Origin of the sequence: Streptomyces sp. NPDC044984, from assembly GCF_040646935.1 — a bacterium.
In the GTDB taxonomy this organism is placed as follows: Bacteria; Actinomycetota; Actinomycetes; order Streptomycetales; family Streptomycetaceae; genus Streptomyces.
This window is the reverse complement of sequence record NZ_JBEZBE010000027.1, coordinates 41,130-62,496: the sequence shown is the minus strand read 5'-3', so window position 1 is coordinate 62,496 and position 21,367 is coordinate 41,130. Positions and strand designations below refer to the sequence as shown.

The following is a 21,367-nucleotide window of genomic DNA, read 5'->3' as shown; positions in this document are numbered from 1 at the left end:
CCCCGGGCGCACCCCGCTGAACCGGCTTGTAGCATGGCCGCGCAGGAGCCGGAAGGGGCGACCATGCACACTGGGGACGGCACCGATTCCCTCGAGCGGGCCACGAGGGATTTCATCGCGGCGCGTCCGCGACTGTTCGGGATCGCGTACCGCGTGCTCGGCAGCTCCGCGGAAGCCGAGGACGTCCTCCAGGAGACATGGGTGCGGTGGCAGAACACCGACCGCGCCGGCATCCACGAGCCCACGGCCTTCCTGACCACGATCACCACGCGACTGGCCGTCAACGTCGCGCAGTCCGCGCGGGTGCGGCGGGAGTCCTACGTCGGGCCGTGGCTCCCCGAGCCGGTCGACACCAGCCAGGACCCGCAGATGGGTGCGGAGCGCGCCGAGGCGCTGGAACTGGCGGTCCTCCTCCTGCTCGAGAGGCTGAACCCGCTGGAGCGGGGCGCCTACGTACTGCGGGAAGCCTTCGGCTACCCGTACAAGCAGGTCGCGGACATCCTGGAGACCAGCGAGGCCAACACCCGGCAGCTGGTGAGCCGTGCGCGCAAGCACCTCGCCGCCGAACGCAAGGAACCCGTCAGCCCCGCCGATCACCGGCGCCTGCTGGAGGTGTTCCTCGCCGCCGCGCAGACGGGCGATCTGGCGGTGCTGGAGAAGCTCCTCGCCGCCGACGTCGTCAGCTACACGGACGGCGGAGGCATCCGGGGCGCCTCGAGGATCCCGGTCGTGGGACGTGACCACGTGTCCAAGTACCTCACCGCCTTCGCGCCGCGGTTCTGGCCGCCGGCGCGGACGCGCTGGGTCGAGGCCAACGGACGGCCGGCCGTGCTCGTCTCCGTCGGTGAGGACGCCGTGGCCCTGCTGTCCGTCGACGTGTCGGCGGACGGCATCGACCGGATCATGTGGGTGATGAACCCGGAGAAGTTGTCTCCCTATGTGGCATCCCTGAGCGGCTGAACCGCTCCCCGGTACGGGCTCCGGGCGACGGCTTCATCGACCACAAGCGTTGCCGACAAGGGCGACGAGGCCTGCGGTCAAGGCGCTGCTCCTCCCCTGTCGTCCCTGCGCCTGGGGATGGATCGTGCCGTCCCTCCTGCGGCGGACGCTCAGCGTCCTGTCTGCGCGCCGGCCTGGTGGACGACACCGTCACACGCGCGTCATGGCCGGCCCGATGGCGCGGGAGTGGTGGCCGACAGACTTCACTGACAGTCGGGGAGGGGACGGGCGCCTCGCAGGAACTGGGACACCGCGGTGTCGACGAGTCCGTCGAGCTGCTCCGTGCTGATCGCGCCGCTGTTGACCATGGCGGTGATGCCTTGAACGGTGGCGTAGAGGATGAGCCCGACCTGTTCGGGATCGCCCTGTTCGAGTTCACCGCGCGCTTGCCCCTCTTCGATCAGGTTGATCATCTGCCCGAACGCGGTCGCGGCAGCCTGGGTGACCGCAGTCGCTCCCGGATGGTGCTTGCTGGTGTTCATCAGCTCGCAGAGCGCGGCGTTCTCGGTCGCGAAGTGGGCATAGGCCGATACGGCGTCCCGCACACGTGTGGGGAAGTCGTGCGCGCTTTCACTCGCGGTCAGTGCGGCGCGCAGGGCAGCGCCCAGGCGAACGAATCCGGCCTCCGCGAGGGCGTCGAGCACCGCCTGGCGATCCGCGAAGTGCCGGCGCGGCGCAGCGTGACTGACGCCGACTTCCCTGGCCAGGTCCCGGAGTGAGAGGTGGTCGGCTCCGTGTGCTCTCAGGCTGCGTTCGGCCGCGTCAAGGAGTGCAACCCGGAGGTTTCCGTGATGGTAGGACCGATGTCCAGCAGGTTCAGGCATGGAGCCAGCATATCGAGCCAATGTTGCCGTTGACAGCATTGTTGCCAGTGTCTACATTGAGGCCGTGCCTGATTCCTCCCTCCCTTCCCGAAGAGGCCTCCTGTCATGACGCAGTCGCACAACAAAGAGCTCATGGTCGTCTCCGGGGCCGCAACGGGCATCGGGGCCGCGACAGCGCACGAACTCGCCTCGATGGGATTCCACGTCCTCGCCGGTGTGCGCACCGGCGAGGAGGCCGACGCCATCCGCGCCGACGGCGTGGAGCCCGTCACGCTGGACATCACCGTTCCCCAGCACATCGAAGCCCTCGCGCAGCGCATCGCCGACGACCCCGAGCAGCGCCCGCTGCGCACCCTCGTCAACAACGCCGGGATCGAGATCAACGCACCCGTCGAGGTACTGCCGCTCGAGCTGTGGCGTGAACAGTTCGAGGTCAACCTGTTCGGACACATCGCCGTCATCAAGCAGCTCCTGCCGTTCCTGCGGCACAGCCGAGGCAGGATCGTGAACATCAGCTCAGTGGGCGGGATCGCCGCACTCCCGATCTTCGGCGCCTACGCGGGAACGAAGTTCGCACTCGAAGCGGCCAGCGACGCCCTGCGCCGCGAGGTCAAAGCGCAGGGCATCCAGGTAGTCGTGGTCCAACCGGGCGGCGTCAAGACCGAGATGGCAGCCCACAGCGGCGACATCTCCCTGGAATTCGTCGACAGGATGAGCCCCGAGCACCAGCGCCTGTACGGCAACCTCGTCAGGTCGACCGTTGCCTCGAACGCCGCCTTCCTCAAGCGGGCGGTGCCCGCCGAGAAAGCCGGAGCCAAGATCGCCAAAGTGGCGACGAAAACCCGGCCGCGCACGCGGTACACGCTCGGCCTGGACGCCGCCTTCATCATCCCCCTCGCCCGCCACCTGCCCGACCGCCTGATGGACAGGACACTCTCGGCGAGTCAACGTTCTCGGCGAAACACGCCCGCTCCCCAGCGCGGGACGGGCAGAAGCTGAGCCCGTGCCCCACCTCAACGCGCGGTTGACCGTCCACGGCGGACGCCTCCTCGTCGACCGGGTCCGCGCCGGCAGACCCGTGGCAATCGGCAGGCCGCCGCCTGCGCCCGCACGGGCGGCAATCCCGTGATCGGCTACAGCCTCGTCCACACGGCCGTCGCCGATCACTCCCGACTCGCCCGCGACGAGATCCTGACCGACGAACGCAGGGAAACCGCGGCCTCGTTCCGGGAGCGTGCGAACGCCTTCTTCGCCGCGCACGGCTTCACCGTCGAGCGCGTCCTGACCGACGACGGCTCCTGCTACCGATCACGGCTGTTCGCCCAGACGCTCAGTGCCTCCGGCATCATTCGCAGACGCCCCCGGCCCCACCGCCCGCAGACCAACGGCGAGGTCGAACGCTTCGACCGCACCCTGCTCGGCGAGTGGGCCTACGCCCGCCCCTACCCGTCGGAAGCCGGGCGCCGCGAAGCGTTCCCGCAGTGGCTGCACACCTACGATCACCACCGCGGACACACCGCGCTGAAGGGCCAGCCACCCGACAGCCGCCCGGCGCGTCCTGGTCAGGGAGTGGACCGCAGCGGCGGTGCCTGCCACGTCATCCCGGGCGGCTGGAGCAGGGGCGAGGGTTCGGGCCCGGGGTCCTCGGTGTCGACGACCCCGGCGGCCGTGTGGTCGAAGCCGGCGGGCCAGCGGGTGTGCTCACTGGCCAGGGCGCCGGTCAGGCGTGCTTCGGCGAGGTCGGCGGTGCTCAAGTCGGTGCCGCGCAAGTCGGCCATGCGGAGGTCGGCGCGGTGGAAGACCGCGCCGTGGGCGTCGGCCTTGCGCAGGTTCGCCTCGCGCAGGTCGGTCTCGGTGAAGTCGGCGTCACGCAAGTCGGTTTCGACCAGCTTCGCGGCCCGTAGGTCGGCCAGGACGCAGCGAGCCCGGCGGAGAATCGCAGTCGTGAGGTCGGCGTGCCGCAGGTTGACCGAGACCAGGGACGCCTGGGTCAGATTGGCGTGGTACAGGCCCGCCGCCTCCATGCAGGCGCGGTCGAAGTTGACCTCGGGGAACCACAGTCCGTCGCAGTCGGCCCGGCGCAAGTCGGTGATGCTGAGATTGACCCAGGACTGCTCCCGGTGCCGGCACAGCACGCCGAGCGCGGTCAGCGCCACCTGGGCGTCGGCGGCGCGAGTCTCCAGGGGCGCGATGTCGTTGATGGGCACGTCCGCCGCCGGTGCTTCCGGCCCGGCGGGCGGCCAGGGCAGGTGTGTGCGCAGGTACGCGGCCTGGATGGAGATGATGGCCTCCCGGTCGCGGGCGGACTGCTCCGCGATCCGCCACAGCGCGTGCAATCCGCCGATGCGCACATCCAGCTTGTCGCTGCCGAGCTGGTCGACGGCCCGGCTGAATCGGTCGGTGACGTAGCCCTCCTGGGTGGCGCGCAACCCGTCCTGGCTCACCCGCAGTTGCCGCCAGGTGGCGTACGCGCCGAAAAGCACGACCAGGCCGCCGACCACCTGCAGAAGCGTCGTACGGACATCGTTCACCGCCTTCAGCCGATCCTGCGCGGCGACGTTCGCCCCGGCGAGATCGTGGTCGACCACCACCCCCGGCAGTACGGCGAACACCGTGCCCAGGACGACCAGCCCCGCCCCGACCAGCAGACCTGCGGCTATCCGACGTCCGACCAGCCCCTCGTGCCGTGTGCGCCGCCCGCGGTCCGGTTCCCCCGTCTCCATGGGCATGGGAGCCTAGGCTCCGCTCAGAAGACGATCAAGAGTGCTGTGCCACCGGCCCGTGACATGGGAAGAGCCGTACGGGTTGGACGAGTCTCGTCGTCTCCCACCTGCCCCGGCGGACGATCATGAACCGGCTGCCCCGGGTCCACCGGACGCTGCTGGACCCGCAGATGCTGGACATCACCCGGGACCCCATCGAGGTCGCCCCCACGGCGCACTGCTCGATGGGCGGCGTCTGGGTCCGGCCGGAGGAGCACAGCACCGACGTCCACGGCCTGTACGCCATCGGTGAGGCGGCGAGCGGGCTGCACGGCGCCAACCGTCTGGGCGGCAACAGTCTCGTCGAGCTGCTGGTGTACGGCCGTATCACCGGGCAGGCGGCCACCGCCCGCTCGGAGTCGCCGACGGCGCAGCCGCGGTCGGCGGCGGCGGTGGCACAGGCCCGCGCGGAGGTCGACGGGCTCCTCGCCGCCGACGGTCCGGAGAACATCCGGGCGCTGCAGCGCGCCCTCCGCAACGCCATGACCGAGCATGCGGGCGTCGTGCGGGACGAGGAGGGTCTGCGGACCGGACTGGCGGACCTCGCCTCCATCGAGAAGCGGATGGAGGACGTCTCGACCGACGGCAAGCTCGCCGAGTGACGCGGGGAAAGAAATTCCGGGATTCGCACGGGATCCCGTCACAGAAAGAGCACCCACCCGGTCCTTCCAAGTGCAGACAGCAGAACTTCCGAGAGGATCCCCCTCATGAAGGTCGTAGTCATCGGCGGTACCGGGCTCATCGGCTCGAAGCTGGTGGAGAAGCTCAACGCACATGGGCACGAGGCGGTGCCGGCCGCGCCGAGCACCGGCGTCGACACGCTGACCGGTGAGGGTCTGGCCGAGGTCCTGCGGGGTGCCTCCGTCGTGGTCGACGTGTCGAACTCGCCGTCGTTCGCGGACGACGCCGTCATGGAGTTCTTCCGCACCTCGACCACCAACCTCCTCAAGGCGGAGTCGGAGGCCGGTGTGACCCACCACGTCGCGCTCTCCGTGGTCGGCACCGAGCGGCTCCAGGAGAGCGGCTACTTCCGTGCCAAGCAGGCGCAGGAGGAGCTGATCAAGGAGTCCGGGATTCCCTACTCCATCGTTCACGCCACGCAGTTCTTCGAGTTCGTGAAGGGCATCGCGGAGGCGGCGACCGAGGGTGACACGGTGCGTCTCGCCCCGGTCGGGATCCGGCCCGTCCACTCCGACGACGTGGCCGCCGCCGTGGGCCGTACAGCCGTCGGCACGCCCGTCGACGGCGTGGTGGAGGTCGCCGGCCCCGACACGTTCCAGCTGGACGAGCTCATCCGCGAGGGCCTCGCCGCCAGGAACGACCCGCGCACGGTCGTGACGGACCCGCACGCGAGGTACTTCGGCGCCGAACTGCGGGAGACCACCCTCCTGCCCGGCCCCGACGCGCACATCGCCGAGACCGGTTTCTCCGACTGGCTCGCGCGACAGAAGTGAGTCCTCCGGGGGGGCGGCTCCCGGCCCTCCCGGTCCGAGGCCCACGTGAGCGTCCGGACCCGGAGTCCGGACCCGGAGTCCGGACACGGGAATCCGAGAACGGGACGCCCACGGGCAGCACCGGGTCGGTTTCGAGGGTCCGGTGGCCCTGCGGCGCCGGGCACCGGCCCGGCCGCCGGGGAAGGGAACTCCCCCGCCGTGCCGGCCCTGACCGGGCGGCGTTTCCGGCCTTCGCGGCCGTCGGGTCAGACCTTCTCGGCGGCGCGCTCCGCGGGAACGGTCCGGCCCTCCGGCGGAGCGGCGGGCGCCGCGTCGAGTTCCGCGAGCATGGTCTTCGTGAAGCCGAAGCAGTAGGTGGCGAGGAAGCCCGTCGCATAACCGACGAGCAGACCTGCGGCGTAGACGGCGACCGTCCGCGCCGGACCGTGGCCGCCGTCGAGGAGGGGGAACAGCGCCCACCCGGAGGGACCGATCGCGGTCGAACCGACGTCCGTGCCCAGCTGGTTGAAGAGACCGACGAACGCGCCGCCGAAGGCTCCGCCCGCGCAGGCGGTGACGAACGGACGTCCCAGGGGGAGGGACACGCCGTAGATGAGGGGCTCGCCGACGCCGAGGAGGCCGGGCCAGAGCGCGGACTTGACGGTCGTCCGGATCGAGGTGTTGTGCGGCAGCCGGTAGTAGACCGCGATCGCCGCACCGACCTGTCCCGCGCCCGCCATCGCGAGGATCGGCAGCAGGACGGTGAAGCCGGCGCCCTCGATGAGGGTCGTGTGGATGGGGATCAGGGCCTGGTGCAGGCCCAGCATGACCAGCGGCAGGAAGAGGCCCCCGAGGAGGAACCCGGCGCCCGCGCCACCGTGGGACAGCAGCCAGTCGGCGGCGTCGCCGATCCAGGCGGACACCGCACCGGCGAGGAACATCAGTCCGAACAGGGTCGCCAGTCCGGCCACGAGCACGGTGACGGTCGGCGTCACCAGGACGTCGACCGCCTCGGGCACCCGGCGCCGGCACCACTTCTCCACGTACACGCCGAGCCACGCGGCACCCAGGGCACCGAGCACGCCACCCTGCCCCGGTGCGAGGTGCCGTCCGAACGCCTCGACGTCCGCCACTCCCGCGTAGACGACGACCGACGCGACGGCACCGCCCAGGATCGGCGTACCGCCGAACTCCTTGGCCGTGTTGTGGCCGACGAAGACAGCGATCAGCGCCATGAACCCGGACGCGATGGCGGCCAGGGCCGGGGTGACTCCCGGCAGCCAGTGCAGGTTGACCAGCAGGCCGTTCAGACCGGCGATGATGCCGCAGCCGATGAGCGCGGGGATCAGCGGCACGAAAATGTTCGCGATCCGGCGCAGGAACAGCTTGAACGGCGTCGCGTTCCTCGCCTTCCGTTCCGTCCTGAGCGCCGCTCCCCGTGCGGCGAGCGCCTCGGCCGTCACGGGGCCGTCCCCGCGGTCCGGGGCGGAGGACGCCGTCGCGGTCCCGGTCCTCTCCGCCTCGACCAGAGCCTCGAACTCCGGGGTGACACGCGCCACCGCTCCCGGCCCCAGCACGATCTGGTAGGTGTCGTCCTCGACGACGCCCATGACCGCGGGAAGTGCCTTGAGCCGCTCGTCCTGCACGAGGGAGCGGTCGTGCAGCCCCAACCTGAGACGGGTCATGCAGTGGGCCACCGACGTCACGTTCTGCGCGCCTCCGACCAGGGGGAGGAGGGCGGCGGCGATGGCGTGGTGCTTGTTCTCTTCGCTCATGGTGCGGTCATGCCTTGCTGTGAGGGGGCCGGCACGTCTTCGAAATTTTCTTTCTCGCGTCCCGCTGGAAGCTGAAAGATATTTTCAGCACCCCGGGGCGTCAAGCGTCCGAAAGCGGCGGGCCGCACAGAGGCCGTCCACGCACCGTGTGCCACCGTGTCGATCGGACCACATGGACGCCGACGGCGTGACGTACGTCACGTCGGACTGCTGTCACGGGTGCCGCGCCGTCCCGGTCATGAGGGTGTAACCGCACTACGGAGGACGGATTCCCTCATGGACGCTCGCATCAACCTCTTCGGCAACGCGCTCGCCGGCAAGGTGCTCAAGCACATCAACTCGGCGAACAAGGTGGTGCACGACTCGATCCTGCTGGTCACGACCCAGGAACTGGTGAAGATCCGCGCCAGCCAGATCAACGGCTGCGGCTTCTGCACCGACATGCACACCAAGGACGCCACCGCCGCGGGCGAGACCCAGCAGCGCCTCAACCTGGTCGCCACGTGGCGCGAGGCCAAGGTCTTCACCGAGGCCGAGCGCGCGGCCCTGGAGCTGGCCGAGCAGGGCACCCGCATCGCGGACGCCGCCGGTGGCGTCACGGACGAGGCCTGGGCGAACGCCGCGAAGCACTTCGACGAGGACGGGCTCGCCGCGCTGGTCTCCCTGATCGCGATCATCAACGCCTACAACCGCATCAATGTCATCGTCCAGCAGCCCGCCGGCGACTACCAGCCGGGCCAGTTCGGCTGAGGCACCCGCCTCAGCCGCCGGCGCATCCCGCCGAGCCAGGACAGCGGCGGCCGCCCCACCCACTGGCGGCGCCGGGTGTGCCGCACGACGGCTTCCTGCCGGACTCCCTGATGCGCGGCGCGGCCGCCGTCGGCGCGGTGCGCGCGCTGCGGACCGCCGTCCGGCCCCCGTCCCCTCCGCTGCCGGAGGGGACGGGGGCCGGACGTTTCCCGGGTGGGCGGGCGGCGGCTCAGGCGGCGGGCCGCGGGGCGCGCAGGTGGGCCCGCCGTGCCAGTTCCTCCTCGTCGACCAGCTCGAGCATGGGCCTGCCCGGCGCGCACATCATGGTCACCACGAACCGGGTGCGCGCGTCGGTCAGCGCGTTGCCGTCCTGATAGTGGATGACGTCGCCGCCGGGCTCCCAGAACGTCCCGCCGGCCTCGACGACGCGCTCGGGCTCACCCTCGAGTTCGAAACGGACGGCGCCCTCGACGACGTAACCGAACGCCGGGCCCGAGTGACGGTGGGGAGGGGTTCCGGGGTCGCCGGGCTCCCACTCGACCTCGACGGTCATCGCCGACGCACCCTCCGGGACGGTGATCGGCGAGGCGTCCTGGATCATCCGGGCCGCCTTCGTCCAGCTCGCCCCCTCGCCGTGCCCGTCGGCCCCGTGCACGTGTCCTGCGTGGTTGTCCGACACCGTGTCGCACCTTTCGTGGGTGTTCCGTGTCGGGGAGCGGGAACACCGCCCGCGCCCCACGACTGTTCCCCGGTGTTGACCGAGCGGGGTGCCCGTCTGTGACACGGGTGGCCCCGCGGGCCGCGGTGCGCCGGTCACACGGGGGCGGCCGCGGTCCCCCCGGAAGGGCCGGCCGGGCGGCGTCCCATCGCACGGCGCTCGCCCTCGGTGGTACCGCCCCATATCCCCTCCACGGGATCGGCCGTGAGGGCCTGGGCCAGGCATTCCCCCATGACGGGGCAGCGGTGGCAGACGGCCTTCGCCTCGTCGATCTGCAGCAGCGTCGGGCCGCTGTCGCCGATGGGGAAGAACAGGTCCGGGTCCACGTCCCGGCAACTCGCCTTCTCGCACCAGTCCATGGCCGGGCCTCCTCGTCCGCACGCGTCACGGTCCTCCTCAGGAGAGACCGGGCGCGCCGCGCGGATGTGACACGGGCGAGGTCGGAGCGGTGCGCGCGGGAGAGTCGCACAGATCACACCCCCGTAAATAGGAATCCCAGATACCAATTAACTAGCATGCCGTTGCGCGCGATCCACGAAGCACACCAGTGCCGACCAAGGAGCCAGAAGATGCTCTCCACCCAGTCGATCCCGGTCGTCCGGGCCACGCTGCCCGCCGTCGGGGCCTCCCTCGGCAGCATCACCGAGCTGTTCTACCGCCGGCTGTTCGAGGAGCGCCCGGATCTGCCGCGCAGCCTGTTCAACCGCGCGAACCAGGCCAACGGCGCCCAGCGCGAGGCCCTCGCCGGCGCCGTCGCGGCCTTCGCCACCACGCTGGTGGAGCGGCCCGGCGAACGTCCCGACGCCGTCCTCGGGCGCATCGCCCACAAGCACGCCTCGCTCGGCATCACCTCCGACCAGTACACGCTCGTGGGACGGCATCTGATGGGGGCCGTCGGCGAGGTCCTCGGGGACGCCGTGACCCCCGAGGTCGCGGCCGCCTGGGACGAGGTGTACTGGCTCATGGCCAACGCGCTGATCGCCGCGGAGGCACGGCTGTACGCCGGCGCGGGGATCGAGAACGGCGCCGTCTGGCAGGACCTGGAGATCGCCGGACGCACCGAGGAGTCGGTCGACGCGGCCTCCTTCGAGCTGCGCCGCCCCGACGGCGCTCCCACCGGGCCGTTCACCCCCGGCCAGTACGTCAGTGTCCAGGTCGGACTCCCCGACGGGGCGAAGCAGATACGCCAGTACAGCCTCTCCACCGCCCCCGGCCGCAAGACCTGGCGGATCACCGTGAAGCGCGAGCGCTCCGCCGACGGCCGGGCCCCCGAGGGAGAGGTGTCCTCCTGGCTCCACGCCCACGCCCGCCCGGGCGACATCGTGAAGGTCTCCCTGCCCTTCGGCGACCTCGTGCTCCCCGAGGGCGACAGCCCGCTGCTGCTCGCCTCCGCCGGCATCGGTATCACGCCCATGCTGTCGATGCTCGACCACCTGGCCGACACCTCGGCCGAGCGCCACGTCACCGTCCTGCACGCCGACCGCTCTCCCGCCCACCACGCACACCGTCTGGAGATGGAGGAACTCGTCGGCCGGCTCCCGAACGCCGCGCTGCACGTGTGGTACGAGACGCCCGGGGAGCCGGTGGCGCCCCACGTGCACGAGGGCCGGGCCGACGTGACCCGGCTGTCGCTGCGGGAGGGCGTCAGCGCGTTCCTGTGCGGCCCGCTGCCCTTCATGCAGGCCCTCCGCGGTGACCTGCTCGCCCGGGGGATCGGCCCGAAGGACGTCCACTACGAGGTGTTCGGTCCCGACCTCTGGCTCAGCAAGTAGCACCGGACGGGAGGCGGACCGCCGCTCGGGCGGTCCGCCTGCCGTCGTCACGTTCACACGCTTCGTCTTGCCGACCGCAACAGTGGCACTAACATGTTGCCGGACAAGCCGTGAACACCATGTCGCTCCTTCGTGAAGGGCACGTCATGAAGATCGCAGTCCTCGGCGGTACCGGCCTGATCGGGTCGAAGGTCGTCGAGAAGCTGAACGCCGCCGGTCACGAAGCGGTGCCCCACGCGCGGTCGACCGGGGTGGACGTGCTCACCGGTGAAGGGCTGGAGAAGGCGGTCGAGGGCGCCGAGGTGATCGTCGACCTGACGAACTCCCCCACCTTCGACGAGGCCTCGCCTTCTTTCTTCCGGACCTCGACGGAGAAGCTGCTGGCCGCCGCGGAGAAGGCCGGAGCGGGTCACTTCGTCATCCTCTCCATCGTCGGTGTGGACCGGGTGCCGGAGCTGGACTACTACCGGGCGAAGGCCCTCCAGGAGGAGCTCCTGACCGCCGGACCGGTCCCGTACTCCATCGTGCGTGCCACCCAGTTCATGGAGTTCGTGGACGCGATCCTGTCCTGGACCACCGAAGGGGACACCATCCGTCTGCCCGGGACCCCGGTGCAGGTCATCGCCGCCGAGGACGTGGCCGACGCCGTCGCCTCGGTGGCCGCGGGGGCCCCGCTGGGGGGAATCCGCAACGTCGCCGGCCCCGAGGTCCTCCCCCTCGACGAGCTGGGCCGGGTCACCCTGGCGGCCCGTGCCGACACCCGTCACACCGTCGTCAGGGACGACGACGCGGGAATGTTCGGTGTCGTCCGCGGGGACGTCCTCACCGCCGAGGAGGACGCCCGTCTCGCCCCCACCCGTTACACCGACTGGATGGCCGCCCACCGGGGCACGCGCTGACCACACGGTCCCCGGGGCCGTTCCGTCCGTGCCACAACGGTGCCGATGCCGTCGGCGATACGATGTGGTGGGAAGGTTGAGGACGAGGGGAACACGTGGTCTCTGGAACCGACGCGGCGCACAACATCGAGGTCACCGCCGAGAGCCTCCAGGAGGACCTGGCCCGCCTGGAGTTGCAGAAGCAGGCCCTGGAGAGGGAACTGGCCGCCGTCGTGGCACACCTGGGCTCCGTCCGGCGGGCCCTCGGCGCCCTCCAGGTCCTGATGCGTGAACCCGCCCCGGCGGACCCGGCCCGGGCCGGCGCGGCGGAGCCTCGGCAGGCGCCGGCGCCCAGGGGGGACGTGCCCTCCGCGGACGTCGCGGCGAAGACCCCGGCGCAGGTCCGCCGCACCTCCGGCCCCTCCGCCGACGCGGACGGGCGGAAGAAGTACGGCCGGCTCACCGAGCAGATCCTCGACTACTTCGCCACGGTGGGGGACGTGGACGTACGGGCCCGCGACGTGGCGGCGGCCCTCGGCCGGGACACCGACAGCGGCACCATCAACGCGGTCCGCAGCACCCTCGACCGCCTCGTCGGCACGTCCCGCATCCGGCGCAGCGGCCGGGGCCTGTACCGGGCCAAGTGCCCCTGACGTCTCTCCCCGCGGTTCCGGGCTCGGCCTGACGAGAATCAGGACAGGGGCCCGGAACCACCCCGTTCCGGGCGCCCTTCACGGGGGACCGTGTCGCAGGGTTCCGGAACGTTGTGTTCAACGTAGCAAGGCCTCTTTCCACAACGTGTGACGGCACCGGTGGCGGGCACCGCCCTACGGTCGGCCGCGGTCGCCCTCATGGAGCGCTTCGTGCAGCGGCACATCGCCGGGCACCCCGGGACGGCCGGCTGCACGACCGCGCCGCACCGGGGCGGGGGATCTCCCTTCGACGTCCGCGGTCCGCTGTCCTCCCGCACCGCTCCCCCACCGGTTCCGGCCGGTGCGGACGACTTCGTCCGCACCGGCCGGAACCGGGCGCGGACGCTCCATGACGGCATCCCCGGCGCACGGCTGGTGAGCCTCGACGGGGCGGGCCACTCCGGGCGTCCGTGTGTCCGAGGCGTCTGAGGCGTCCGGCGGGATTCCACGCCGCGGCGACCGGGCTCCGGGTGCCCGGCGGGCGACCGGCGGTGCACTACGATGCCCCCGGTACCGCCCCGGCCGCCGGTGACCTCTCCGACTTCCCGACGGCAAAGGGAAGTTGAGCCGATCCGTAGCCGCGGGCGTCCTCCGATTCCCCCACCATCAAGAAAGATGCGGATGCGGATCAAAGACGTGAGTCTGGTACTCGCCGGCTCCACCCTGATCGTCACTCTGGGGGCCTCTCCGGCCCTCGCGGACAGTTCCTCCCTGCCCGCCCCCGACCTCACCGCCGTGCGCACCGTGCACGACACGGCCCTCTCGCAGGGCGCTCCGGGAGCGCTCACCCGGATCGACGAGGGCTTCACCACCTACCGCGTCGCCACCGGGGAGGCCGACACCGGCGCCCACACGGCGATGGACACCGACCGCCGGTTCCGCGTGGGCAGCGTCAGCAAGACCTTCACCGCGGTGGTGCTGCTGCAACTCGCCGCCGAGGGGCGCGTCGAACTCGACGCCCCGGCCAACGACTACCTGCCCGAACCGCTGCCCGACGACCGCATCACCGTGCGGCACCTGCTCAGCCACCGCAGCGGCCTGTACGACTACACCAACGACATGTTCTACAACACCGTCCCGGGTTTCGAGGCGGTCCGGAACAAGGTCTTCAGCTACCAGGAGCTCATCGGCCTGTCCACCGCGCGCCCCCTGAACAACACGCCGGGCGCCGCCTACAGTTACTCCAACACCAACTTCGTGGTGCTGGGGCAGATGATCGAGCACCTCACCGGCACCCCGGTCGCCACCCAGTACCAGCGGCGCATCTTCGCTCCCCTGCGGCTGCGGAACACCTCGTACGTCCATCCGAGGACGACCCTCTCCGGCTCCTACGCCCGCGGTTACCTCCGCCAGGACGACACCACGCTGCCGCTGGTCGACTCCACCGAACAGACCGTCTCCTGGGCCCAGTCCGCGGGCGCGGTCATCTCCAACGGGAAGGACCTCAACCGCTTCTTCTCCGCGCTGCTGTCCGGCCGGCTCCTGCCCGCCGAGCAGCTGGAGGAGATGACCGCCACGGTCCCGGTCACCGCGGACGGGAAGCAGTCCTACGGACTGGGCCTCAGGGCACGGAAGCTCTCCTGCGGCACCACCGTCTACGGCCACACCGGAACCGTCCAGGGCTACTACACCTACGCCTTCACCACCAGTGACGGCGCCCGCAGCATGACCTCCCTGGCGAACACCTCCAACAACGGGACCGTGAACGCCACCCTCGGCGCCACGCTGGACGCCTCCTTCTGCGGCTCCGGTACGGCCGCCGCCACGGCCAAGTCCGCCGCCCCGGCCCGCGGTTACACCGAGGACATCGCTCCCCAGGTCGCCCGCGACTGACCCGGCCGCCGGCCCCCGCACCCGTGCCCCGGCCGGACGACCGTCCGGCCGGGGCACGGGCCCGTCCCGGCCCGCCGGCTGTTCCACGCGCGAACCGACGCGGGCGCGCACCGCGTCGTGTTCGCGGGTGAGGTCGCCGATCGCCGTCAGGGACCGGCAGCCGCGGTACTCGCACATGGTGTGGTTCCTCGGAGGTGCCGGTCAGTTCGGCCGGCCGGCGGGGACGCGGGCGGTGACCCCGCCGCGTACACCGGTCGCGGTGTGGGCCAGGGCCGCCGCGGCCACCAGGGCCAGCAGCACCAGGCCCACGGCGTAGGAGCCGTACGCGCCGTACAGGGCGCCCATGACCAGCGGCGGCAGGAAACCGCCGAGGCCGCCGGCCGCACCGACGACACCGGTGACCGAGCCGACCTTGCCCGCCGGGGCCAGCAGCGCCACGAGGGCGAAGACGGCGCCGCTTCCGGCGCCGGGCGCCGCGGCCAGGGAGAGGAACGCGACGGTGCCGACGGGCGCCAGGGCGGGGGTGAACACGTACCACACCACCGCCGTGTGGGCGGGTTCGGCCGCCGGGGTCGCCATGGTCGCCGGCCTCGGCATACTGTGCGCCCGCCGGCTGCCGAGCCGCCGGGTCCGGCTCGGCACCGACCGCAGCGACAAGGTCCTCTTCCCGCTGCTGTCGGCCACCGCGCTGCTCGGCATCGCCGCCACCGCCGCCCACAACGTCCTCGGCGCCGGCTACGACTACCGCTCCACCGTCTCGGTGTGGTTCCGCGGGCTGGTCGCCCTCTCCCCCGAGCCGGGGTCGATCGCCGGGGCCCCGCTGCTGTTCCGGCTCCACGCCCTCACCGCCTGTCTGCTCTTCGCGGCCCGGCCGTTCACCCGGCTCGTCCACGTGTGGAGCGCGCCGGTCGGCTACCTCGTACGCCCCTACGTGGTCTACCGGCGGCGCGCGGCCGCGGGGGCGCCCCGGCAGCGGGGCGCCGGCACCGCGCCGGGCGGGCGGGCGGCGGGCCGTATGAGCGGACCGGCCGGCACGGCGACGGCACCGGGCAGGCGCATCGGCCGGCTCATGACGCCGACCGGGGACGTCGGCCGGCTCGCCTCCCTGCGCCTCGCGCTCGACGACCGGCTGCTGCCGACCGGCTGGTACGGCGTGGTCGCGCTGCTCGTCCTGACCCGCTTCCGGACGTACTGGAGCGGCCTGCCGTAGCCGGGTCCGCCGATGGCGGCGGCGCTCCCGTGCGCATGCGTCATCATGCTGCTCATGAGTGACCCCGAGCACATCAGTCCGGCCGGCGGTGGCAGGCTGGCGCACAGCCGGAGGCCGATGACCGGCCGTGACCCGGCGGAACCGGGCCGGTCCGCCACGCCCCTGGAGCTGCTGTTCGACCTGACGTTCGTGGTGGCGGTGGGCACCGCGGCCTCCCACTTCGCCGAGATGCTCGCCGAGGACCACGCCCTGGAGGCCGTCGGCGCCTTCACCCTGGCGATGTTCGCGATCAGCGTCGCCTGGATCAGCTTCAGCTGGTTCTCCTCCGCGTTCGCCACCGACGACTGGCACTACCGGGTCCTGACCATGGTGCAGATGGTCGGTGTCGTGGTGTTCTCCCTCGGCCTGCCGGCGATGTTCCACTCGGTCGAGGAGGGCGAGCACCTGGAGCTGCGCGCCATGGTGATCGGGTACGTCGTGATAAGGATCGCCATGGTGCTGCAGTGGTGGCGCGCGGCCCGTGAGTCCCCGCCGTTCCACGACGTGGGGATGCGGAACCTCCGCGGGACCGTGCTGGTCCAGATCGCCTGGGTCGTGGTCGGGTTCACGCATCCGACGCTCGCGGTGGCGTTCGTCGCCTTCGCCGTGCTGGGGGTCGCGGAGCTGCTGCTGCCGCTGCTCGCCCAGGGCCGGGCCGACGGCACTCCGTGGCACCCGCACCACGTCGCGGAACGGTACGGCCTGTTCGCGATCATCACGCTCGGCGAGGGGGTGGTCGGCACCGTCGCCTCGTCCGGTGACCTCCTGGGCGGCGCGGCCGGGACGGGCTGGAGCGCCGACGCGGTCGCCGTGGTCGTCGCCGGTGTGGGGCTGACCTTCGGCATGTGGTGGGTGTACTTCACCACCCCGTTCGGTGCCGTCCTGGTCCACCGGCGGCGCCGCGGGTACCTCTTCGGCTACGGCCACATCCCGCTGTTCGTCGGCATCGCCGGCGCGGGCGCGGGGCTGCACGTGGCGGGGCTGCACCTGGAGCACCACGCGAGGATCGGCGACGTCGCCGTGGTGCTGTCGCTGGCCGTGCCGGTCGGCCTCTTCCTCCTGATGGTCTATCTGCTGCACACCCTGCTGCTGTCCGCGGGAGACAGGTTCCACCTGCTGCTGATCTCGCTGACCCTCGCGGTGCTGGCCGCCGCGGTGCTCCTCGCCGCCGCCGGGGCGGGGACGGCGGTGTGCCTGCTGGTGGTGATGCTCGCCCCGTTCGTCACCGTGGTCGGCTACGAGACGATCGGTCACCGTCACCAGCGGCGGATGCTGCGCGACCTCGGTACGGGGTGAGGTCCCGCGCGACGCCCCGTTTCCGTGGTGTCCACGCGGCCGTCGGACGCCGTTGGCACTGCGCGGATTCCGCCGCCGCCGGAGCCCGTTCCACCGGTTCACCGGGGCACGCACGGGACATCTCGCAACGGCGGCACCGGCTTCCCGGGGCCGTGCGGCGGTGTGGTGTGCGGGTCTCGTGAGGGTTGTCAAGTGACCCCCCGGTAAGGTGGGTTGCCACCGTCCGCCTGATACGATCATCGAACTTTCAGCAGGCTGGCGGCGCGTCGTGAACGCGTACGGGGGACAGTCTCTAAGGCCCCATCGCTGAGGAGTTGAGGCTTGGTCCGCCGCAGGCCCGTGCCGTCCGACGGCCCGGACCCGTACCACGCATGCGCGGATCTGCCGAACTCCCGGCGCGATGCGACTTGAAGAGAGTCTCATGACGTCATTGACCGGGGATCCGCTGCTATGGATCCTGCTTGTGGTGCTCGTCGCTGCGGTGTTCGCAGTGCAGCGGGCCCGGAGAACCAATCTGGCGCTCCGAAAAACGAAAAAGGACCTGGAGGACGGACTGGGCCAGGCCCAGGGCCGGATCGACCAGCTCCAGGGACACATCGCCGCCCTGGACACCCAGCACCGCGGTGACCTCGCGGACGTCCGGGCGGACGCGGAGTCGTCGACCAAGGCGGTGCTGAAGTCGGCGATGGGCACGCTCCAGTCGCTCGCCGAGGAGCAGCAACTGCTGCTGGACGGGCTGCTGCAGAAGTACGGCAACGACACCGAGGTGCTGGCGGACCTGATGTCGGTGGACCACACCGGCAGTCAGTTCAGCCGCCGGGCCAAGGGCATCTCGGTGCTGTGCGGCGGATGGCTGGGCCGGCGCGAGGGTGTGGCGACCGTCTACGACGTGGCCCGCAGCGCGCAGGGCCGCATCAAGGACTTCAACCGGGTGAGCATCCACGCGCAGGCCAGCGTCGCCGTCACCAGCAAGGCCGTCGAGCCGGTGGCGGTGGTCCTCGCCGAGCTGCTGGACAACGCGACCACGTACAGCGCTCCGGGCACACCGGTCGAGGTCAACATCCAGGCCGTGCCGACGGGTGTGTGCTTCATCGTCGACGACGCCGGTCTGGGCATGGACCAGGAGACCAAGGACCGGGCGGCGGCGCTGCTGTCCGCCGACGGCCCCGTCGACATCACCGGTCTCGGCGACCCGCCCCGGTTCGGGTTCGCGGTGTGCGGCATGCTCGCCGCGCGCTACGGCTTCGCCGTCTCCGTCGGTTCGGTGTCCCCCTACGGCGGAGTGCGCGCAGTGATCCGAGTGCCGGAAAGCCTTCTGGCGGCCGAGGCCGTCACCCCCGCCGAACCCGTCCGTGAGCCCTCGGACCAGGGCGGGGAGAGCGCCCCGCAGCGGCTGGCGCCCGTCCCGGTCGGCCCCTCCCATGTGGTGGGCACGACGACCGGCGGACTGCCCAAGCGCCGCCGGCGCCAGGGGCCCATCTCGGTGGTGCCGGCGCCGGAGGACACGGCCGCCATCGACCAGCAGACGTCCGAGTCGGCCGGCGAGGTGACCGCGTCACGCCTGGGGGCGTTCGCGCGCGGTACCCAGCTCGGGCGGACCAACACCACGGAAGGACCTGACCACCAGTGAACACCGACCTGTCGTGGGTGCTGAACGACGTGCTCGAGGTGCGTGGAGCCCGCCACGCGGTCCTCGTCTCGGGTGACGGCCTGCTGCTGCAGCGTTCGGACGAGATCTCACGCGACGACGCCGAGACGAACGCCGCCGCGATGAGCTCCATGCAGTCCCTGAGCCGGGCGGTCGCCGGTTTCGTCGGAGCGGGGCACGGCATCTGGAAGCAGACGCTGCTGGAGTACGACGGCGGCTGGATCTTCCTCATCGCGGCCGGGCAGGGCGCCTACCTGGCCGTCTCGGCGGCGCTGGACGTCGACATGGAGGCCATGTCGTTCCGCATGCAGAAGACGGTGGCGGCGCTGAGCAAGGCGATGAGCGTGGCCCCGCGCTCGGACAACGGTGTCGGCGTATGACGACGCCCGGCGAGGAAGCACCCGTCACCAGTGACTTCGTCCGCTCGTACGTCATCACAGGCGGCCGGAGCCTGCCGTCCTCGGACGAACTGGCGCTGCACACCTTGGTCACCCTGGCTCCCGAGCGGACGCTTCCGCTGGGGGCCGGCCCCGAGGTCAGGGCGATCTGGGAACTGTGCGCGGGTGGCTACCTGTCGGTCGCCGAGGTGGCGGGCCACCTCGGCCTGCCCGTCGGGGTGGCCCGGCTGCTGCTCACCGATTTAGCGGAGCAGGGGCACCTGCTCCGCCGGGCCGAGCCGCCCCGGGCCCAGAACGTTGACAGAGCGACCCTCGAGAAGGTTCTGAATGGACTCCAATCCCTCATCGGCTGAGACGGCGCAGAGGTCCATCTACGTCTCCAGCGCGGTGACCAACGCCGCCAAGATCCTCGTCGTCGGGCACTTCGCCGTGGGCAAGACGACCTTCATCGGTTCGCTGTCGGAGATCACTCCGCTGCGCACCGAGGAGAAGATGACCCAGGCGTCCGTCCACGTCGACGACCTGCGGGGCGTGGCGGACAAGACCACCACCACGGTCGCCCTGGACTTCGGCCGTCTCACCCTGAGCGACGACCTGGTGCTGTACCTGTTCGGCACCCCGGGGCAGCAGCGCTTCATGCAGCTGTGGGAGGACATGGCCCGCGGCGCGCTCGGGGCGCTGCTCCTGGTCGACCCGGGACGTCTGGAGGAGACCTTCCCGGTCATCGACCTCATCGAGCGGTACGGCCTGGAGTACGCCATCGCCGTCAACTGCTTCGACCCCGGCACCACTTACGGCGAGGCCGAGGTGCGCGAGGCGCTCGACCTGCTCCCGGACACCCCTGTCGTCTACTGCGACGCCCGCGACCAGCAGTCGTCCGCCAAGGCGCTGATCGCCCTGGTGAGGCACCTGCTCGACCGCGCGGCCTGACCGCTCCGCGCCCGCCCGGACCGGGAACAGCGGTTCTCCGACCCCTAAGGAAGACTTCATGGACCCCCAAGCACCGCCTGCTGCCACCGTCAGCAGATGCCCCATGCACGACGCCGCGTTCGCCGCCGATCCCCAGCAGGTCTACGACCGGCTGCGCGCCCACGCCCCGGCCGGCCCCGTCGAGCTCGCCCCCGGCGTGGACGCCACGCTGGTCGTCGGCCACGAGACGGCGCTGCGCGTGCTGCAGAACACCGAGCTGTTCGCCCGCGACGCCCGCCGCTGGAAGGCACTCAACGAGGGTCGCATCGGCATGGACAGCCCGGTGCTGCCGATGATGGCGTACCGGCCCAACTGCCTGTTCACCGACGGGGCGGTGCACCTGCGGCTGCGCAAGGCCGTGGTGGACAGCCTGGCCCGGCTCAACATCACCCGGATCCGGCGTGACGTCGAGCCGATCGCCGACTACCTGCTCGACCGGTTCAGCGAACGGGGCCGGGCCGACCTGCTCAACGACTACGCCAAGCTGCTGCCGCTGCTGTTGTTCAACAAGCTGTTCGGCTGCCCCGCGGACATCGGTGACACCCTCACCACCGCCATGTCGGCGATCTTCGACGGCAAGGACGCGCTGCGCGCCAACGAGGACCTCACCGCCTGCCTGATGGAGCTGATCGCGCTCAAGCGGCGCCAGCCCGGTGACGACGTCACCTCCTGGCTGATCCAGCACCCGGCCGGGCTGACCGACGAGGAGCTCAAGGACCAGCTGGTGCTGCTGATGGGCGCCGGCATCGAACCCGAGCGCAACCTCATCGGCAACGCCCTGGTGCTGCTGCTGTCCGGGGCGGGCGGCCGGCAGAGCGGCATGCTGATCGAGGAGGCGCTCGACCACGTGCTGTGGAACCAGACGCCCATCGCCAACTACGCCACCCACTACCCGGTCCAGGACGTCGACCTCGGCGGCCATGTGGCGGAGGCGAACACGCCGGTCGTCATCTCCTTCGCGGGGGCCAACAGCGACCCCGCGCTGGACGAGGCCCGCCGCGCCCACAGCAAGGGCGCCCACCTGGCGTGGGGAGCCGGTCCGCACGCCTGCCCCGCCAAGGACCCGGCGCAGGTCATCGCGACCACCGCGATCGAACGGCTGCTCAACGCGCTGCCCGACCTCGCCCTGGCCGTGCCGGAGAAGGACCTGCAGTGGCGGCCGGGCCCGTTCCACCGGGCCCTGGTCGCGCTGCCGGTGACGTTCAGCCCCACGCCGGCCACCCGGATGGCGGCCGCGCTCCAGAACCGGGCCGCGGCGCCGGGTGCGCAGCAACCGCTCCTGTCGTCCGCTTCGGTACGGCAGGAACCGGCGCGGAAGAAGGGATTCTGGAGCAGCTTCCTGGACATCTTCCGTGTCTGATGCGCGGCATG

The 21,367-nt window shown here is 71.4% G+C and carries 20 protein-coding genes and 4 pseudogenes; 18 read left to right on the top strand and 6 right to left on the bottom strand.

The genetic code is table 11. From position 1 onward, the window contains the following. Positions 1–63: 63 nt before the first annotated feature. Positions 64–960: an RNA polymerase sigma-70 factor gene (locus AB0A94_RS26825; protein ID WP_361748372.1), complete on the top strand. Its 897-nt coding sequence runs from the start codon at positions 64–66 to the stop codon at positions 958–960. A gap of 242 nt (positions 961–1,202) precedes the next feature. Here AB0A94_RS26825 and AB0A94_RS26820 read toward each other — a convergent pair whose 3' ends face one another. Further along, positions 1,203–1,823 carry a TetR/AcrR family transcriptional regulator gene (locus AB0A94_RS26820; RefSeq protein WP_361748369.1) on the bottom strand — a complete coding sequence of 207 codons (621 nt, stop codon included), beginning with the start codon at positions 1,821–1,823 and terminating at the stop codon, positions 1,203–1,205. Positions 1,824–1,928: 105 nt separating this feature from the next. On the opposite strand from AB0A94_RS26820, the gene AB0A94_RS26815 reads away from it, so the two are divergent. Together AB0A94_RS26815 and AB0A94_RS26810 are read left to right on the top strand one after the other, a co-directional pair. Continuing rightward, positions 1,929–2,822, top strand: a complete 894-nt coding sequence (locus tag AB0A94_RS26815; RefSeq protein ID WP_361748367.1) for an SDR family NAD(P)-dependent oxidoreductase — start codon at positions 1,929–1,931, stop codon at positions 2,820–2,822. Between the two features lie 129 nt (positions 2,823–2,951). Further along, positions 2,952–3,371 (top strand): annotated as a pseudogene (locus AB0A94_RS26810) (integrase core domain-containing protein); the annotation flags it as partial. Between the two features lie 14 nt (positions 3,372–3,385). On the opposite strand, the gene AB0A94_RS26805 reads toward AB0A94_RS26810, so the two are convergent. Continuing rightward, the gene (locus AB0A94_RS26805) at positions 3,386–4,546 is read right to left on the bottom strand and encodes a pentapeptide repeat-containing protein (RefSeq protein WP_361748486.1); all 1,161 of its coding nucleotides are present in this window, start codon (positions 4,544–4,546) and stop codon (positions 3,386–3,388) included. Between the two features lie 98 nt (positions 4,547–4,644). On the opposite strand from AB0A94_RS26805, the pseudogene AB0A94_RS26800 reads away from it, so the two are divergent. Together AB0A94_RS26800 and AB0A94_RS26795 are read left to right on the top strand one after the other, a co-directional pair. Further along, positions 4,645–5,187, top strand: a pseudogene (locus AB0A94_RS26800) (FAD-binding protein); the annotation flags it as partial. Positions 5,188–5,292: 105 nt separating this feature from the next. Then, entirely contained in the window at positions 5,293–6,039 is a 747-nt protein-coding gene (locus AB0A94_RS26795) for an SDR family oxidoreductase (RefSeq protein ID WP_361748365.1), read from the top strand. Between the two features lie 245 nt (positions 6,040–6,284). Here the strand turns inward: AB0A94_RS26795 and AB0A94_RS26790 are convergent, their stop codons facing one another. Next, positions 6,285–7,793, bottom strand: coding sequence for a PTS transporter subunit EIIC (locus AB0A94_RS26790; RefSeq protein WP_361748363.1), 1,509 nt, complete (start codon positions 7,791–7,793; stop codon positions 6,285–6,287). Between the two features lie 276 nt (positions 7,794–8,069). Between AB0A94_RS26790 and AB0A94_RS26785 the strand changes: the two genes are divergently transcribed. After that, positions 8,070–8,543 (top strand): carboxymuconolactone decarboxylase family protein, encoded by a 474-nt coding sequence (locus AB0A94_RS26785; protein ID WP_361748361.1) that lies wholly within the window; start codon positions 8,070–8,072, stop codon positions 8,541–8,543. A 229-nt stretch (positions 8,544–8,772) separates the two neighbouring features. On the opposite strand, the gene AB0A94_RS26780 is transcribed toward AB0A94_RS26785, so the two are convergent. Together AB0A94_RS26780 and AB0A94_RS26775 are read right to left on the bottom strand one after the other, a co-directional pair. Next, on the bottom strand, positions 8,773–9,222 hold the full coding sequence (locus tag AB0A94_RS26780) for a cupin domain-containing protein (RefSeq protein WP_361748359.1): 450 nt from the start codon (positions 9,220–9,222) through the stop codon (positions 8,773–8,775). Positions 9,223–9,356: 134 nt separating this feature from the next. Beyond that, complete coding sequence (locus tag AB0A94_RS26775; RefSeq protein ID WP_361748357.1) at positions 9,357–9,620, bottom strand: WhiB family transcriptional regulator; 264 nt, start codon at positions 9,618–9,620, stop codon at positions 9,357–9,359. Between the two features lie 210 nt (positions 9,621–9,830). Between AB0A94_RS26775 and AB0A94_RS26770 the strand changes: the two genes are divergently transcribed. The 5 genes from AB0A94_RS26770 to AB0A94_RS26750 all read left to right on the top strand — a co-directional run bounded on the left by AB0A94_RS26770 (position 9,831) and on the right by AB0A94_RS26750 (position 14,436). Then, complete coding sequence (locus AB0A94_RS26770; RefSeq protein WP_361748355.1) at positions 9,831–11,033, top strand: globin domain-containing protein; 1,203 nt, start codon at positions 9,831–9,833, stop codon at positions 11,031–11,033. A gap of 146 nt (positions 11,034–11,179) precedes the next feature. After that, a complete protein-coding gene (locus tag AB0A94_RS26765; RefSeq protein ID WP_361748353.1) occupies positions 11,180–11,932 on the top strand; it encodes an NAD(P)H-binding protein in 753 nt (250 codons plus the stop codon). Positions 11,933–12,027: 95 nt separating this feature from the next. Beyond that, positions 12,028–12,564: a hypothetical protein gene (locus AB0A94_RS26760; RefSeq protein ID WP_361748350.1), complete on the top strand. Its 537-nt coding sequence runs from the start codon at positions 12,028–12,030 to the stop codon at positions 12,562–12,564. 147 nt (positions 12,565–12,711) lie between these two features. Further along, positions 12,712–13,032, top strand: a complete 321-nt coding sequence (locus AB0A94_RS26755) for a hypothetical protein (RefSeq protein ID WP_361748348.1) — start codon at positions 12,712–12,714, stop codon at positions 13,030–13,032. 192 nt (positions 13,033–13,224) lie between these two features. Beyond that, entirely contained in the window at positions 13,225–14,436 is a 1,212-nt protein-coding gene (locus tag AB0A94_RS26750) for a serine hydrolase domain-containing protein (protein ID WP_361748346.1), read from the top strand. Positions 14,437–14,637: 201 nt separating this feature from the next. On the opposite strand, the pseudogene AB0A94_RS26745 reads toward AB0A94_RS26750, so the two are convergent. Further along, positions 14,638–14,961: pseudogene (locus tag AB0A94_RS26745) on the bottom strand (MFS transporter); the annotation flags it as partial. A gap of 1 nt (position 14,962) precedes the next feature. On the opposite strand from AB0A94_RS26745, the pseudogene narI reads away from it, so the two are divergent. The 7 genes and pseudogenes from narI to AB0A94_RS26710 all read left to right on the top strand — a co-directional run. After that, positions 14,963–15,391 (top strand): annotated as a pseudogene (gene narI / locus AB0A94_RS26740) (respiratory nitrate reductase subunit gamma); the annotation flags it as partial. 309 nt (positions 15,392–15,700) lie between these two features. Continuing rightward, a complete protein-coding gene (locus AB0A94_RS26735) occupies positions 15,701–16,981 on the top strand; it encodes a low temperature requirement protein A (protein WP_361748344.1) in 1,281 nt (426 codons plus the stop codon). A gap of 421 nt (positions 16,982–17,402) precedes the next feature. Further along, the gene (locus AB0A94_RS26730) at positions 17,403–18,611 is read left to right on the top strand and encodes an ATP-binding protein (protein WP_361748342.1); all 1,209 of its coding nucleotides are present in this window, start codon (positions 17,403–17,405) and stop codon (positions 18,609–18,611) included. After that, positions 18,608–19,009 carry a roadblock/LC7 domain-containing protein gene (locus AB0A94_RS26725; RefSeq protein ID WP_030861626.1) on the top strand — a complete coding sequence of 134 codons (402 nt, stop codon included), beginning with the start codon at positions 18,608–18,610 and terminating at the stop codon, positions 19,007–19,009. Before AB0A94_RS26730 ends, AB0A94_RS26725 begins: the two co-directional genes overlap by 4 nt. Continuing rightward, entirely contained in the window at positions 19,006–19,380 is a 375-nt protein-coding gene (locus tag AB0A94_RS26720) for a DUF742 domain-containing protein (protein WP_030827099.1), read from the top strand. Before AB0A94_RS26725 ends, AB0A94_RS26720 begins: the two co-directional genes overlap by 4 nt. Then, positions 19,355–19,957, top strand: a complete 603-nt coding sequence (locus AB0A94_RS26715) for an ATP/GTP-binding protein (RefSeq protein WP_361748339.1) — start codon at positions 19,355–19,357, stop codon at positions 19,955–19,957. Before AB0A94_RS26720 ends, AB0A94_RS26715 begins: the two co-directional genes overlap by 26 nt. A gap of 103 nt (positions 19,958–20,060) precedes the next feature. Continuing rightward, entirely contained in the window at positions 20,061–21,356 is a 1,296-nt protein-coding gene (locus AB0A94_RS26710) for a cytochrome P450 (protein WP_361748484.1), read from the top strand. Positions 21,357–21,367: the final 11 nt, after the last annotated feature.